This is a genomic window from Shewanella sp. Isolate13 (assembly GCF_022398325.1).
GTDB lineage: Bacteria > Pseudomonadota > Gammaproteobacteria > Enterobacterales > Shewanellaceae > Shewanella.
The window spans coordinates 1-16,366 of sequence record NZ_JAKEVD010000058.1; the positions used below are offsets into that span (position 1 = coordinate 1).

8 protein-coding genes are annotated in these 16,366 nt (G+C 44.4%); all 8 read right to left on the reverse strand.

What is annotated here, in order from left to right; translation table 11 throughout:
• Positions 1 to 142: 142 nt before the first annotated feature.
• The 8 genes from pyrD to pepN all read right to left on the reverse strand — a co-directional run bounded on the left by pyrD (position 143) and on the right by pepN (position 16,342).
• Positions 143 to 1,162, reverse strand: a complete 1,020-nt coding sequence (gene pyrD, locus L1D44_RS21095; RefSeq protein WP_239893170.1) for a quinone-dependent dihydroorotate dehydrogenase — start codon at positions 1,160 to 1,162, stop codon at positions 143 to 145.
• A gap of 59 nt (positions 1,163 to 1,221) precedes the next feature.
• Entirely contained in the window at positions 1,222 to 6,066 is a 4,845-nt protein-coding gene (locus tag L1D44_RS21100; RefSeq protein WP_239893171.1) for an NAD-glutamate dehydrogenase, read from the reverse strand.
• Between the two features lie 261 nt (positions 6,067 to 6,327).
• Positions 6,328 to 8,631 carry an MMPL family transporter gene (locus tag L1D44_RS21105; protein ID WP_239893172.1) on the reverse strand — a complete coding sequence of 768 codons (2,304 nt, stop codon included), beginning with the start codon at positions 8,629 to 8,631 and terminating at the stop codon, positions 6,328 to 6,330.
• 12 nt (positions 8,632 to 8,643) lie between these two features.
• A complete protein-coding gene (locus L1D44_RS21110; protein ID WP_239893173.1) occupies positions 8,644 to 9,660 on the reverse strand; it encodes a YCF48-related protein in 1,017 nt (338 codons plus the stop codon).
• Positions 9,661 to 9,712: 52 nt separating this feature from the next.
• The gene (locus tag L1D44_RS21115) at positions 9,713 to 11,077 is read right to left on the reverse strand and encodes a DUF1329 domain-containing protein (protein ID WP_239893174.1); all 1,365 of its coding nucleotides are present in this window, start codon (positions 11,075 to 11,077) and stop codon (positions 9,713 to 9,715) included.
• Between the two features lie 18 nt (positions 11,078 to 11,095).
• The gene (locus L1D44_RS21120; protein WP_239893175.1) at positions 11,096 to 13,144 is read right to left on the reverse strand and encodes a DUF1302 domain-containing protein; all 2,049 of its coding nucleotides are present in this window, start codon (positions 13,142 to 13,144) and stop codon (positions 11,096 to 11,098) included.
• A gap of 317 nt (positions 13,145 to 13,461) precedes the next feature.
• Entirely contained in the window at positions 13,462 to 13,692 is a 231-nt protein-coding gene (locus L1D44_RS21125) for a DUF2835 domain-containing protein (RefSeq protein ID WP_239893176.1), read from the reverse strand.
• An 88-nt stretch (positions 13,693 to 13,780) separates the two neighbouring features.
• On the reverse strand, positions 13,781 to 16,342 hold the full coding sequence (pepN, locus tag L1D44_RS21130; protein WP_239893177.1) for an aminopeptidase N: 2,562 nt from the start codon (positions 16,340 to 16,342) through the stop codon (positions 13,781 to 13,783).
• Positions 16,343 to 16,366: the final 24 nt, after the last annotated feature.

The window sequence follows — 16,366 nt, forward strand, 5'->3', positions numbered from 1 at the left end:
ATAGATGATTATTTCATCAATATCAAAATAAATTTTGTTCGAAATGATATTTAATTTTACAAGAAAAAACGATCATTAAGATCCAATTAAGATCCTAATGATCGTTTTATGATCTAAATATTAAACTTAGATCGAAACAGACTTATTTAATACGGTATGCTTCAACAATATCTTTAATTAACTTTGGACCTTGATAAATAAAACCAGAATAAATTTGTACCATTTCAGCGCCAGCATCTAATTTATCGAGTGCGTCTTCTGCACAGTTAATACCGCCAACACCGATAATTGGAAGTTGGCCCTTCAAACAATCGGCAAGTTGTTTGATAACCATTGTTGACAATGAATTCAATGGCTTACCACTCAAACCGCCTGCTTCATTAGCATTTAGCAATCCGCTAACACCATCGCGAGTCAAGGTTGTATTGGTAGCAATTGCCGCATCAAATTCACTTCGAATTAATGCATCCGCAATTTTTTCAATCTCTTCGCTAGACAAGTCTGGCGCAATTTTAAGTGCAATAGGTACGTACTTACCATGCTTCTCAGCCAGCTCTTTTTGCTTCTGCTTAAGGGATCCAAGTAGATCATCTAATAGATCGCCATATTGCAGCGAGCGTAAACCCGGCGTGTTAGGTGATGAAATATTGACGGCGATATAAGCAGCGTAAGGATAAACCTTATCCATGCAGATGAGATAATCCTCTTTACCCTGCTCTACGGGTGTGTCTTTATTCTTACCTATATTGACACCCACCATCGCATTTGACTTGGCAGCTTTTAGATTAGCAACAAGATTATCTACACCTTTGTTGTTAAAGCCCATACGATTAATAATCGCCTTGGCTGGCTTAAGTCTAAAACAGCGTGGCTTATCGTTACCTGGTTGAGGACGTGGTGTGACGGTACCGACCTCAATATGACCGAAGCCCATCGCATGGAAAGCATCGATACATTCACCGTCTTTATCCATACCAGCAGCAAGACCTACAGGGTTTGGAAAAGTCAGCCCCATCATAGTCACTGGGGCTGGCTTAATATTTTGCGCATAAAAGCAATTTAAAGGTGAATTACCAGTAGATTTTAAACTGCCGATAGCAAAATTATGGGCCAGTTCTGGATCCATCTGAAACATGAACTTTTGTGCGATTTTATAAAACATGTTTTCTCCTAGACCGAAAAAAGCCCCGGCATCTGCCAGGGCTTCTGATTTAAATCAGATTACTTTTGTCCTTCACAATGAAGGATCAAAAGGTTAAGTTCACGTAAGGCTACAGAGAACTTTGCAAACTCATGGCTTTGCGAAGTCTTAAAGTCAGCGAGCATATGGAACCAACGCTCCAATAAGCTCTGATTTGACTCAATCCATTCTGAAATGATCTTATTCGCATCACAGCTTTCAGTACAAGTTCTCAATACCACAGAACTGAGTGCACGCTGCTGCCAATCAAGCTCTTCTCTAAAGGCCGCTCTAGCAAGCGCTTGCCAGTGGTTCGAAACCGGTTGTGCACTGATTTGCTCTAGGAACCAATGTAAATCTACACTCGCTCCAAGCTTAAAGTAAGTTTCGGCCACTAACGGAACTGGCTTGCTTTCAAGATCACAGATTTGGGCAATATCCAGCGCAGAGAATAAGGTGCTCACATTTGCCACAACCATGGCCACATCTTCCGGTACACCTTCATTAATCAACGCATTCGATTCAGCACGAATACCTTCGACTTCTTCGTTAACCATATATTGGTGAACGCTTGCCTTCAACTCATCAAATACTGGCTTGAAGAACTCAATCGTCTGTTCGATATTCAAGTTACGATTACGATGACGCAAGAACCAACGACTCGCGCGGCGAATATTGCGGCGTAGCTGATGCAGCATTTCACACTGTACAACAGCTGGAATGACACCATTCAAATCTGTAATTGATTTAGTTAAATCTGCTAAACCAAACACTTCGCGTGCCATAGTATAACAAATGGCAGCTTCCGCTACTGAGGCACCTGTCTCATCTTGCATACGTTGAACGAAATTAAGACCCATATCATTGACTAACTCATTTGCCAATGAAGTTGCTATAATTTCCCCTCTCAGTGGGTGCGATGCCATATTTTCGATGTACTTTTCCTGTAACTGCTTAGGGAAGTACTCGATCAACAGCTGACTCAAGAAGCTATCTTCGGTGATCTCTGGCGTTAATAACTGCTCCTTCAACACCATCTTGGCGTAAGCAACTAAAACTGACAGTTCTGGTCTAGTTAATGACTTTCCGTTAACTAGACGGTCGGCCAACTCATCTTCATTTGGTAAGAACTCAAGTGCTCTATCTAGCTTGCCCTCTTTTTCCAAGTGATGGATGAAACGAATTTGCTCTTTTAACTGCTCAGCACCGCGCACCTGAGTGACAGAAATTGTTCTGGTTTGATCTTTACAGTCCTGTAGAACAATACGGCTCACTTCATCGGTCATCTCTTCAAGCAAGCGGTTACGCTGTTTAAGCGTCATCTCGCCATCGGCAACCAGAGCATTAAGCAAAATCTTAATATTCACTTCGTTGTCAGAGCAATCAACACCGCCAACGTTATCAACGAAGTCAGTATTCATACGACCGCCATTAGCACAGTATTCGATACGGCCTAGCTGAGTACAACCTAAGTTACCACCTTCACCAATAATCTTTGCTTTAACTTCATTACCATTAACACGAATAGCATCGTTAGCACGGTCACCCACTTCGGCGTGAGACTCGCTTGTCGCCTTAACGTATGTACCAATACCACCGTTCCAAATAAGGTCCACTTGCATCTTAAGTAACTCTTTAAGTAACTCAAGTGGTGTCATCGATGCTTTCTGGCTCCCCAACATCTTCTTCATCTCTGCAGACAATGGAATTGATTTAGCAGAACGTAAGAATATGCCCCCGCCTTTGGAGATAAGCTCTTGGTTGTAGTCTTCCCAGCTTGAACGTGGCAGTGCGAACAAACGCTCACGTTCTTCATAACTGGTGGCAGCATCAGGATTTGGATCGATAAAGATATGCATATGGTTAAACGCTGCAACTAAGCGCGTATGCTTAGACAGCAACATACCATTACCAAACACGTCACCCGCCATATCACCGATCGCTAAACAGGTAAAATCGGTTGTTTGACAGTTAATGCCCATTTCACGGAAATGGCGCTTAACCGACTCCCATGCACCACGCGCGGTAATGCCCATCTTCTTATGGTCATAACCGTTACTACCACCCGACGCGAAGGCATCGCCTAACCAGAAGTTATATTCGATGGCGATCTCGTTTGCGATATCTGAGAAAGTTGCCGTGCCCTTATCGGCTGCAACGACAAGATATGGATCATCCTCATCATGTCTAACGACATTGTCAGGGGCGATCACTTCACCATTGATAATGTTATCGCTGATATCGAGTAGACCACGAATAAATAAGCGGTAACATTCTTGCCCTTCAGCGAAGAATGCCTCGCGGCCACCATCCGTTGGCAGTTGCTTACAGACGAAGCCACCCTTTGCGCCAACTGGCACGATAACAGTATTTTTAACTTGCTGCGCCTTAACTAGGCCTAGTACTTCGGTACGGAAATCTTCACGTCTATCAGACCAGCGCAAGCCACCACGAGCCACTTTCCCACCACGAAGATGTACACCTTCGACACGTGGCGAGTAAACAAAGATCTCGTACTTAGGCAGCGGCTTTGGCATCTCAGGGATCATAGCCGGTTCAAATTTGAACGAGATGTATGCTTTAGGCAGGCCGGTTTCTGTAACTTGATAAAAGTTAGTACGATTAGTCGCATTAATAAGGTCAAGGTAACGACGAATGATACGGTCATCATCTAAGCTAGAAACGTCATCTAAACGTAGATTAATCTGCTCGATAAACTTGTTTAACGTACGCGTTTTCAACTTAGGGTTGAACTTACGAATGTACATTTTAACTAGCAAATCAGCTATTTGAGGGTAACTTGCGAAAGTCTCTTCAATATAGGCTTGGCTAAACGTAGAATCGATTTGACGCATATATTTAGCGTAAGCGCGAAGCACTGAGACTTCACGCCCAGTCAGGCCTGTGGAGAGTACGAGACGGTTAAAACCATCATCTTCTAACTCTTTTTTCCATACATGAGACAAGGCTGTTTGGAAACGTTCTTGGCTATCTGCCAAATCATCTGAGGCAACACCTTGAGTCGTCATCAAGAAGTCTAAGATCCAGAATGTTGCGCCATCAGCGGTTTTAACTTCATATGGCCTTTCATTAATGACTCGTAGCCCGAAGTTTTCGAGCATAGGCAGCACATCTGAAAGGTGGATTGGCTCATCTTTATGGAACAGCTTAAGACGGACTTTATTATCGTTTAACGCGGTTTCCTGTGGCTGATAGAACAACATACCTAGCTTATGATCGTCATCCAGCTCTTCAAGGTGCTGAATGTCCACAACCGCCGAGCTTGGCAGTACATCTTCTTTATAGCTACGTGGAAATGCATCTACATAGCGCTTAATCAGGCTGTTGCCCAGCTCTTCACCTTGGGCACTGAACACAGCGCTCGCTAGTTTGTCTTCCCAAGAGCGAGCCGCTTCGGTCAAATTGTTCTCAATCGCTGCCACATCGACGTCCATATTATTATTGTCAACTTTGATGATGTAATGCGTTCTTGCCAAAGTAGACTCTGAGAAATAGGTGGTGAACTCCACATCTTCACTACTATTAAAATGTTGCGCAAGAATACGCTGAGTGTCTTCACGTAACTTAGTGTTATATCTATCTTTTGAGACATAAACCAAGCATGAAAAGAAGCGCCCAAAGCCATCTTTACGAACAAAGAGTTTTAGCTTGTCACGATCTTGCATCTCTAGTACGCCGTGAGCGATTGAGGCAAGCTGTTCAACACTGGCTTGGATCAACTCATCACGAGGCAGCGTCTCGAGAATGTGCATTAGGGCTTTATAATCGTGTGAACGTGGCGCTAAACCTGAACGGTCCAATACGCGCTGAACTTTTTGCGCTAACAGCGGGATCTCACGTGGGCTACGGTTATAAAGGTTAGATGCATACAAACCGATAAATCTGTCCTCACCAATGACGTTACCCTGCTCATCGAAGCGTTTAACACCGATGTAATCGACATAAGCTGGGCGGTGAACGCGACTCTTCTCACTGCTCTTAGTCAACACCAAGAGACTGTTATCTAGAGCTTCTTTACGCGCATTTTCCGAGAACTTAGACAGCAACAAACCCGTTTCAGTTTTTGCTTTTGTCGATTTACTCATTAAGCCTAGGCTGGTTGACTTATCAGCAACAAGCTCTAGGTCACCTTCCACTTTATGTAAGTCATATCGGCGATAGCCGAGCAAAGTTAGGTGATGATCATTAAGATAAGAGAGGAAGTTTCTCGCTTCATTAAGCTCTTCCTTTGTACCAGGATAAGGACGATTCTCTAGTTCGGTGATTGTCTCACCAAGTTTTGCGGACATCGCTTCCCAATCGTTGACAGCTGCGGCAACATCGGCAATGACCGACTCAATCTCTATGGTGAGAGCCTTAATATCGTCATCGCTACTTTGACGGTCGATCTCAATTAAAAACACCGCGACTTTATCGACGTTTTCTTGTTGTTCTGGGCTATAGCTTACATGGGTTACCACGCCGTCTTTACGCTCGATAGCCATTGGCGTATGCAGCATCATATGTGCGGTAATGCCTAAACGATTAATTGCCATTCCGACAGAGTCAACCAAGAAAGGCATATCTGGCTGAATAATTTCAATAATCGAGTGGCTTGATTGCCAGCCATGTTTAGACTGACTAGGGTTAAATACTCTGATATGACCTTCCCCGACGGCGGTCTTATTCAGTGCATTCCATTGACTTAACACAGCGCCATATAAGTCACTATCGTTACGCGCGTTAAGGTCGTCTTTCGACATGTGCGCATAGAGGCAGGTGGCGAACTGTTCTACTTGTTTAGCTTGTGAATTGGGTACTTTAGAGTGAATTAGGTTGACTACGTTTTCGAGCAGTACTGAAGGCATTGCATCTTTCAAGGCCATGTTGCTATTTCCTTAGGGGCTATGGCAGCGCTTTTTAATTTTTATGGATGCTTCGTAAACTGACCTGAGCCTATTTCTGTGACCTAGGTCATAGCGCGAAGTTTATTACTAAATCCCCTTCATTTCGAGAACTATTTTAGTGGTACAGCCTCCAAGAATGGCCCTAATCTCGGATTTTCTCCTTATATATGAAATAACAATCGGTAAGAACGTTTTTTTATGCATAAAAAAAAAGGAGCTAATGCTCCTCTTTTATCGGGTCTACTTGGGCTGCCGCCAAAACATAGCGGCTATCGCAGGCAAGATAATTATGGCTCCGAGCATATTTACCAAAAACATGAATGTGAGCAAGATCCCCATATCCATTTGGAACTTAAGTGCCGAGAAGAACCACGTACTGACGCCTATCGCTAATGTAAGCCCGGTGAAAATAACCGCGCTACCACGTTCGACTAGCGCTTCATAATATGCTTGTTTTACAGGCATACCATCTCGTAAACGCACTGCCATCGTCGACAAAATATAGATCCCGTAATCGACACCAATCCCCACACCCAAGGCAATTACAGGCAAGGTGCTCACCGCTAGGCCAATATCCAGCTGCGTCATTAATGCTTGGGCTAAGGTTGATACAACATACAAAGGTAAAATTACTGCAATAGTCGCTCTCAATGAACGGAAACTGATTAGACAGAGAAAGAACACCGCGCCATATACATATAACATCATAGGCAGCTGCGCCTCAGCCACAGCTTCATTGGTTGCCGCCATCACTCCAACAGGACCCGATGCCAACTTGAACTGAATTTTATCGGTGTCCATCTGTTGTTGAAGCTGGTTCACCTTGTCGATAACCACTTCAATGGTCTCTGCCTTGTGATCTTTTAGGAACAGATACACAGGCATTACCGAGCAATCGCTGTTAAGCAGTCCAGATGTTGTAGGAACCCGACCTACCGCCTGCACTAAACTAGCTGTCGTTCGAGGCAATACGCTCCACTTAGGGTTACCCTCGTTGAACCCTGAGTTAACCCGTTTTGCTACCGATGCCAAACTTGCAGTCGACTCAACGCCAGGCGTGTTGCTCACTTGCCACTCGAACTCATCTATTTGAGTCAGTACCGAGTGATAGGTGCAAGCCTCTGGAAACGCCTCAACGATAACCGTCATCACATCAGTTGTGATTGAGAACTTATCGGTAATAAAGAAAGTATCTTGATTATAACGAGAGTCAAGATGAAGCGCCGGCGCACCGCCTTGCAGATCGCCAATCTTCATCTTGTTCGCCTGCTGTAATCCTACCGCATACAAAGCTGCAGTGATCAATAGTACCCAAACCGCATATTTTGGTGTCGCGAAATTTGAAAGCTTTAGCCAGATATTATTAATAGGATTGGGCTTGTTCTCCGGCTTTGGTTCAACATGGGTAAAAGAGATCACTAATGGCAAGAGCACCAAGTTAGTTAAGATAATCACTGCCACACCTAAGGATGCTGAAATTGCTAGCTCACGAATGATCCCAATATCAATTGCTAGTAGGGTCATAAAGCCTATGGTGTCCGATAGTAAGGCAACGCCACCAGGGATCAATAGGCTTCGAAATGCTAGGGCCGCAGCCGCCTTTGTGGTATGGCCATCGGTTACGCGCCTTCTGACGGCGTTGATCATCTGTACACTATGACTGACACCAATAGCAAACACTAGGAAGGGAATCAGAATAGACATAGGGTCTAAGCCAAATCCGACAACCGTGAGTAAACCTAACTGCCAAACCACCGCTATCAAGCTACAAAGCAGCGGTAAAATAGTCAGCACGATCGACTTGGAAAAGTAGTAAACCATCACAGCAGTAACAAGGATCGCGATCAAGAAAAACAGCAACACACCTTTTGCGCCATCAGCAACGTCACCGGCCATCTTAGCGAAACCTATGATATGGATCTTAATCTCATCGGTTTCATACTGCTCACGTAACTGCTTTTCTAACTGAGCGGCAAACGCTAGCGTGTCTAGTGCCTCGCCCGTTTGTGGATCGAAATCCATTAACTGGGCGCTGACCATAGCTGCTGAATAGTCCTCAGCTATTAAACGGCCGACGATGCCCGCTTTCTCGATATTGCCACGGACAACCTTTAATCCCTGTTCTGTGGTTGTGAAATCTGCAGGGATCACCGGCCCGCCAGCGAAGCCATCTTCAACCACCTCGGTAAAACGGGTCGAGGGTGAAAATAGTGACTTAACCTGCGCACGATCCACTCCAGGGATAAAGAACAACTGATCATGTACATTCTTGAGGGCATCGAAGAAGTTAGCATTAAAGATATTACCGCTAGTGTCTTCTACCGCCACCATGATGCTATTCGCACCGCCAAATTGCTTTTGGTGCTTAAGGTAAGTCTGCATATAACTATGGTTAAGAGGGATATTTTTTACAAACGCAGCATCCATTTTAAGATTACTCGCCTGCATCCCAAGGAAGATTGTCGCTAGTGCAAAAAGAAATATGACAAACGCTCTATGACGAAATAGATAAGATTCGAATCCATTAACTAATTTATCTAACATAGTAAGGTCCTATTATTTTTGTTCTAATTTGATGAGACCTTTATTGCCGGCCACCCATAAGTTTCCTTCTGAGTCTTCGGCAATCGCGACTAGGTTTTCCCCCTGACGCTGCTCTACAAGTTGGCTTTCACCTGCAACAGATATGTCGATAATAACGCCTGCATTACCCACTAATCGCAACATACCTTCACCAAGCGTAATTCCTGCATTTATCGTTGAATCAACCGGTAAGCTAACCTTTTGCCAACCCGTTAAGCCTAAATCCGATTTAAACACATTGCCCCTAAGGCCCATAACAAATGCGGTATCATCTACCACCGCGGCATTAAACAAAGAGCCTTCATAGATAAAGTCTTGCTTTAGCCAGTTGTGGCCTTGATCGGTTGAGGTAGCAACGAGACCTAACTCCCCCACCATAATGAGAGTATTATCTGTTGCGTGAATAACCCGGTTAAAGTGCGGCAGTAATGTGCTTCTCTCTGAAAGGTAAAGCGCTTCATCCTCGGCTTTAAGCTCTTCCAAATAGGCGATATCCTCTTCAAAAAGGAGCTCTTGGTGGTATTCACTATTCCATGTTTGCCCACCGTCATTGGTGCGGTAAAATAAACCGTAGGCGCCTACCGCAATGCCATGTTGCTCTGTAAAAAATAAAATATCTAAGAAAGGTTTCTCTATCTCTTGGGACTGCATCTGCAGCTGCCAAGACTTCCCGCCATCGTTGCTGTGGAGTATGGTCGCGTCATGACCCACGGCCCAGCCCTTATCGGGTGTGATAAAAAAGACCTTAGTCAACAAGGCTTGTGTTGGCGTATTGACCTGTTTCCAGGAATCTTGATAAATGAATGCGTGACCTCGATCGCCAACGGCAACCAAAGTCTGTTGATTATTTACGATGTCTAAGACTAAAGAGTTCGCAGCAAGAGGCTGAATTTGTTGTTCTAATCTATTCTCTTGTGCCAGTACAGGAAAAGCCTGAGAAAGACTCACTAAACTCAATATTGAGACAAATCGAAGCATGCTAAACGACATACAGACTTCCTTTAAAAGATAGTGAGGGGCTTTCGCCCCTCGACAAGCTGGTTTAACGAATACCTGCACGGCGTAATGCCGCCGGAGTGAAGTTTGCTTCACTCAATTTGGCATCGAAGTCATACATACGGCCTTCATTATCTAAACCCATCGCGATATAGCGACGTGATTGAAGATCATGGAATACTTCTAAGGTGCTCCACTGGGTGGGAACTTCGTAGTAGTTTAGGCCATGGGCAATCGCAACTCGGTAAAGCTCATCACGGTTATCGTATAGATCCGCGACTGACACCTGCCATGAATCCTCATCAATATAGAAAGTACGCGTCTTATAGATATGACGCATGCCCTCTTTCAACGTTGCCTTAACCACCCAAACACGGTGCTTCTCATAGCGGACATATTCTGGATTGATATGACCAGGCGTGATGATCTGCTCATACTCAAGCTTATCTGAGTGCAGCTTGTAATCATTGTATGGGATGTAAAGCTCTTGTTTACCGACTAACTCCCAGTTGTAACGTACTGGAGAGCCATTAAACATATCAAAATCATCGGTTGTTCTTAAGCCGTCAGATACAGTACCGGGTGTATCAAATGCGACATTAGGTGCTTTACGGACGCGGCGTTGCCCCGTGTTATAGGTCCAGGCTTGGCGTGGAAGCTTCTCTTGATCCATCGTCTCTTTTACTAGCAGTGCAGTACCCGCTAAGCGTGCAGGCTGGGTAACAACTTGCTTAAAGAAGAACAAGGTATTGTCTTTAGAAAGCTTATCTAGCGTCATCTCTGGACGAGAGTATTGAAAGCGGATCTCTTCGGCTGTCTCGACCAAAGTGTAGCTACCGCCAGCAGTGGGTGCAGCTTGGCTTCGCGATGTCTTAATATCGATGCCACGGAAACGTAGAACATGGTTCCAAATCACCTCCAAACCGTTTTCAGGTATAGGGAATGGAATACCAATTGATGCTCCTTTAATCCCATTACCACCGTCAATCAGCTCGGCGCGAGTCGCGTTATCTTTAGTGGCATCATAAACAAACTGAGGCACAGAAGCAGAACGGCGAGTCTGGTACACATTCATTTTGAAGGTTTCTGGGTATAGCTCAAACAACTTGATCTGGCCATCTGACAAATACTCTTTGTACTTATCTTTATTGGCATTGGTAATCGTGAATTCGATTTTATCTTCTGGGAACGGATCAAGGTGATGCATTCCTTTACTGTAACCCGCAACAGGCTTTGTAATGCCACCATCCCATGCAGGGATAGAACCATCGGCATTCGCTGCTTTCTCTCCACCTAACGGGGTTAACTCAGTACCTAATTTTGCAGCATCTGCTTCAGACACTTTAGCCAAAGCACTTGGTGCGCTTAACGCAAACATCACTGCTACAGGCAATATCGCAAGTTTATTCATTGTTATTGTCCTTGTGATTTAGATTGAATACTTAATGTTGAACGATACATAATCTCTATCGGCCATTGCATTGGTTGTCCCTACGCCACCGAAGAAGGTGTTGTAAGAGATATCAGCGCCCCAGCGGCTCTGATAGTCAAAGTTAACGCCTAGGGCAACCGACTTCTTACCTTCGGTAAACAGGAACATAGGATCTGGCGTAATACCATCTACGTCATGAGAGAAAATGACTCTAGGTGCAATATTCACCCCACCCCATACATTGTTGTAATCGGCCTTAGCCACGAGACGATAACCCCAAGCAAAGTCCGTTGGGAACGGGTTCGTTTCAGGACCATTGTGCAAGGCTTCAATAATACCTGGCATATCAGGGTTACCACCGGAACGAGAGGTACCTGGTCCGTTGAGTCTAAGTTCATCATGACTCGGCATGTCGTGGATCCACACACCACCAATCTCTGCCAACATGGTCAAGTTGTCTGTACCTAGAGTCGGTCCAAATAGGTGGGTAAAAGTGGTTTGTGCTTGAGTGGTGTCTAAGCGGATAAAGCCTTCTGCGTATTCACCTGGACCATAGTTTTCAACTTGTGAAATACCATCAAAATCTGGACGAATTCCAGCATTAGCTAGCTGCTGAGGCATAGCTGCAAACAATAGTTCTACGTCATCAATTTGCAGTGGTTCATCAAGACGGTGAGCAATTTCACCGGCCACAGAAGTATCACCAACAAGCGTGTTGAAGCTAAAGCCCATTAACTGAATATCCTCAGGATAAACAATCTGTGCCTTTGAGAAGGTCTCTAGCGCTAGCAGATCTTCACGAGTCATGGCTTCGCCGGACTGAGCTTTACCACCTAGACGCTGAAGATCTCGACCAATCGCTTGTTCGGTAAAGTTTGCGGTAGTACCACTGATCAGCGGACGACGGCTGTGATAGTTCATGTAATACAAGCCAAACTCGGTCTCTCCCAACTCAGGAGAGTAATAACCTAGTTTCACACCCCATTGACCATCATCGCTCGCCGAGGCCGGATCTTCGACGAGTGTGGCTTTAGTAGGGTATGCCAAAGCAAGCTGAGCTAAGTCACCTGCGTCAACCTGATTGGAACCAACCATACCGATAAGGGTATTGTACTCAGACAATAAGAAGTCGAGGTTCATATCTGGGTTAGCGTTAAAACCTAACTGGGCATTCTGGTTATAACCGCCGTAGCCTGCAAAATCGTTAGTAGAGAAAATCGATCCTGGCGTTGGCACCCATACTGGTTCCCAATCGTATTGGTAGAAGCCTTCTACAGATAGATTGTCGGTTACACCGAACGAAGCCCAAACCATACCTTGTGGTCTAAAGGCCTCTTTTAGTTCCGCACCAGGAGCATTAAGGATATTAAGATCGACTGGGTTGATCACACCAATACCGTGTGCAATCAAAGTGCTTTCTCCCCAAGAGACAACCTGATTACCCACACGGATCGATAAAGGATTCGCGCCATCATTGAAATCAAAGTCAGCATAAACAAATGCATCCAATAAACGGATATCTTTACACTGAACTTCCGATGCCTTGCTGTCTTCGCAAGGATCAAACTCCTGACCAGTTAAAGGATCATTAAAGCCGAAATCACCATCGTTAAGTTTACGATCATAGAAATACATACCACGAGCAAACAAACCAAAATTCTGGTATTTCAATGATAACTCATGAAGGCCCTTAACGATCTCAGAGGTGGTGTCACCTTGAGAGTACAATAAGTTACTCAAGTCACCGTTACTCGAATAAGACCCAGGTTGGGCCCAGATCTCTGCCGAGCTATATTTAGTGTCACTAAAAGCAGAATAACCAGACCAATCGAAGCGAGGGTGGTTTACCTTACCAATTTGGTTATCCCAATCTCTGCCCTCAACGCGCCAACTTGCACCAGCAGTCCAAGTCGAATCGAATGTGCCTTCCACCTCGCCCCAATTAAATGAGACTGCATTAGCATGGTTTGTCATGCCAAAACCGAGCGCCGCGACTATCCCCAAAGCGAGCGCCGACTTATTAAAGCCGTTTTTAACCTTTTTCATTTTAGCTTCTCTCCGTAACCTGCTGGATTCTTTTGTTATAGGAATTAGTAGCCAACATTTCGTTAACTTACAGGTGACACCATTGTTACAGCATTTATACGAAGTGAGCAAGGATGAAACATAGAAAATCTTCAAAAGATTTCGTTACTTAAGGGAGATCTTATTGATGGTTTTCGCCGCTGTATTTAAATCAGCAAGAGGTAAACTGCCAAGTGAGAGGTTTAAAGGCCATTTTCCTCGTAATTACAATGACCTGAAATTGTGCGACTAGTGGATGCGGAGACGTTTTAAATAATCGACCGTTTGAAGTAATTACTCTAAACCTTTGTAAGGCTGATCAAGTTGCCTTGCCCATCGACAACCATATTAAAGTAAGCTTTTATTCCTGTGCTGGATAAAAAAGGCCGAAAATGACGTGCGTTGATCCACAGCGTGCGCCCTTTAATATCGATAACTTCTACTTTATTAACCTCACCACGATAGTAAGGAAGAAACTCTTGATAACTGATATTCAGTGGAAATTGAAAAACTTGATGGGATGATGCCAAAACCTAATTCTCATAAAATAGTTGGATCTCAATTAAGTCACCGTATCATACGATGACTGAGATTGAGATCCAATATGTCATTGACGCTTTAGACTAATGCTTTAGTGACCTTCTCGTAGAGATCTTTCGATAAACCTTCAACAGCGAGAATACGTTGAAGCTGTTGTTTCATCATTGCCTGTCTATTCCCATCGAACTTTTTATATTGAATTAACGGCGTAATGATTCGAGCTGCAACTTGAGGGTTAACGCTATTTAACTTAATAATAGCGTCAGCCAAGAACTGGTAACCCAAACCATCCTTTCGGTTAAATTCGAAGGTGTTCGCTGCAGCAAAGGCACCAATCAAGGAGCGGACCCGATTGGGGTTATTAAAGCTAAATGCGTCATGTTCAAACAGTGACTGCAGTTGGTGAATACACTTACTGCAGGCCAATGTTGCATGTAACACGAACCACTTATCCATGACCAGTGGCGTATCTTTCCATTGTTCCTCAAATTGACTCATCAACTCATCACGAATAAGCGATGACTCACCGTTGAGTGCCGATAGCGCGGCCAAGCTATCGGTCATATTCTCTGCAGACTGGAACTGCTGTTTTGCAAGGGCGGCGTAGCTTTGCTCTACCTTAAGCAATAGACTCAGACAGACGTTCTTAAGCGCCCTAGCCCCTGCATCGTCAACCTTTTCTAACTCACGTACCCGAGCTAACAATTCATCTTCGCAGTCAGAAGCGATCTCAAATACAACAAACTCTCTCGCTAGAGCAAGACTGTCGAGATCTACCCCCCCTTTTTGCTCAATAAGCGAGCCAGCACTCGGTAGCGTTAGAATTTCTGCCATCAAGGCTTGGTCGAGATCTTGCGCTAGAATGACCCCCTTAAATGCATCAAGGATCCTTGGGTCAATGTACATGGCTTGATTATTTTGCAGACGCTCGACATTTTGCCAAATTGACTGGCTAAACAGTGAAACAGATGCCTCCCATTTAGCCACTTCACTGGTGGCAAAACGCATGATATGGACAAGCTGCTCAACAGTGTAATTAAAGTTAAGTTTTACCGGCGCAGAGAAGTTCTGAAGTAACGATGGGATAGGTTTATGCATAATCCCATCGAAAGTGAAGACTTGTTTTTCTTCTTTAACATCTAGCACTTTATTAAATACTGTGTTGCCGTCAACATCGAGAAGCTCGATATCGAAAGGAATATGCAATGGCAATTTTTCCGCCTGATCCGGCGTTGCGGGTGTCATTTGTGATAGCGTCAGCTGATACAGATGAGCCTGTTCGTCGTAGTGTTCTTCGACTTCGACTTGAGGCGTTCCAGCTTGACTATACCAACGCTTAAATTGGCCGAGATCCACATTACTGGCGTCTTGCATTGCAGCAACAAAATCATCGCAGGTTACGGCTTGACCATCATGTCGCTCGAAATATAGCTTCATACCTTGTTGGAAAGCAGCTTCGCCAAGAAGCGTATGCATCATGCGGATCACTTCGGCGCCCTTGTTGTAGACAGTGACCGTATAAAAGTTATTCATTTCGATAACAGATTCGGGTCTAATTGGGTGAGCCATCGGACCAGAGTCTTCCGCAAACTGCTGATTTTTCATAACCTTAATCGCATGGATACGATTCACGGCACGAGAACCGAGATCGGAACTAAACTCCTGATCTCGAAAAACAGTTAAACCTTCTTTCAGACTCAGCTGAAACCAATCACGACAAGTGACTCGGTTGCCGGTCCAGTTATGGAAATATTCATGACCCACAACGGACTCGATACCATGATAATCATCATCGGTTGCCGAGGCTTTATCGGCTAGGACGAATTTAGTATTAAAAACATTTAGACCTTTGTTTTCCATCGCCCCCATATTGAAGAAATCAACCGCAACGATCATATAAATATCGAGATCATACTCTAAATTAAAACGGCTCTCGTCCCAAGCCATTGACTTCTTAAGTGAAGCCATGGCATGGTGGGCCTTGCTTAGGTTGCCCTTATCAACAAAGACCTGCAGCTTCACCTCTCGATTACTACAAGTGGTAAACTTATCCTCTAATAGGTCAAAATCACCGGCAACCAGTGCAAAAAGATAAGCAGGTTTAGGAAATGGGTCATGCCATTTAGCATAGTGACGTCCCTCTTGCGTATCGCCACTACCAATCAAGTTGCCATTACTTAACAAGTATGGGAATGCTTGCTTGTCAGCCTCTATTTGTACCGTATAGATGGCCAGTACGTCCGGCCTATCCAAGAAGTAGGTGATACGCCTAAAGCCTTCAGCTTCGCATTGAGTACAATAGGCACCATCAGACATATACAAGCCTTCAAGACTAGAGTTAGCCGCCGGATCCAACTGCGTGATGACCTCAAGTTTAAAATCTTCTAGAGCGGTTTCGATAACCAACTCTCCAGGCAACTGCTTATAGTCTGCCTTCTTGCCATTAACCATTACACTAAGCAGGGTTAACTCATCGCCCACCAACACTAATGGCTCTTGATGATTGCCTTGACGAGTCACTTTGCTGGTTGCAACAACTTTTGTCTGCTTCTCTGCAAGGGTGAAGTCTAAATCGATATGGGAAATCTGAAACTTAGGTTTCTGGTAATCTTTGAGGAATTTAGCTTGTGGCTGTGACATGAATAAACCTCTTATCTATTATTT

Excerpts from the sequence above, each read along its gene's own strand:
- L1D44_RS21120 (WP_239893175.1), bottom strand. The coding sequence starts at position 13,144 with ATGAAAAAGGTTAAAAACGGCTTTAATAAGTCGGCGCTCGCTTTGGGG.
- pepN (WP_239893177.1), bottom strand. The coding sequence starts at position 16,342 with ATGTCACAGCCACAAGCTAAATTCCTCAAAGATTACCAGAAACCTAAG.
- L1D44_RS21100 (WP_239893171.1), bottom strand. The coding sequence starts at position 6,066 with ATGGCCTTGAAAGATGCAATGCCTTCAGTACTGCTCGAAAACGTAGTC.
- L1D44_RS21115 (WP_239893174.1), bottom strand. The coding sequence starts at position 11,077 with ATGAATAAACTTGCGATATTGCCTGTAGCAGTGATGTTTGCGTTAAGC.
- L1D44_RS21105 (WP_239893172.1), bottom strand. The coding sequence starts at position 8,631 with ATGTTAGATAAATTAGTTAATGGATTCGAATCTTATCTATTTCGTCAT.
- pyrD (WP_239893170.1), bottom strand. The coding sequence starts at position 1,162 with ATGTTTTATAAAATCGCACAAAAGTTCATGTTTCAGATGGATCCAGAA.
- L1D44_RS21110 (WP_239893173.1), bottom strand. The coding sequence starts at position 9,660 with ATGTCGTTTAGCATGCTTCGATTTGTCTCAATATTGAGTTTAGTGAGT.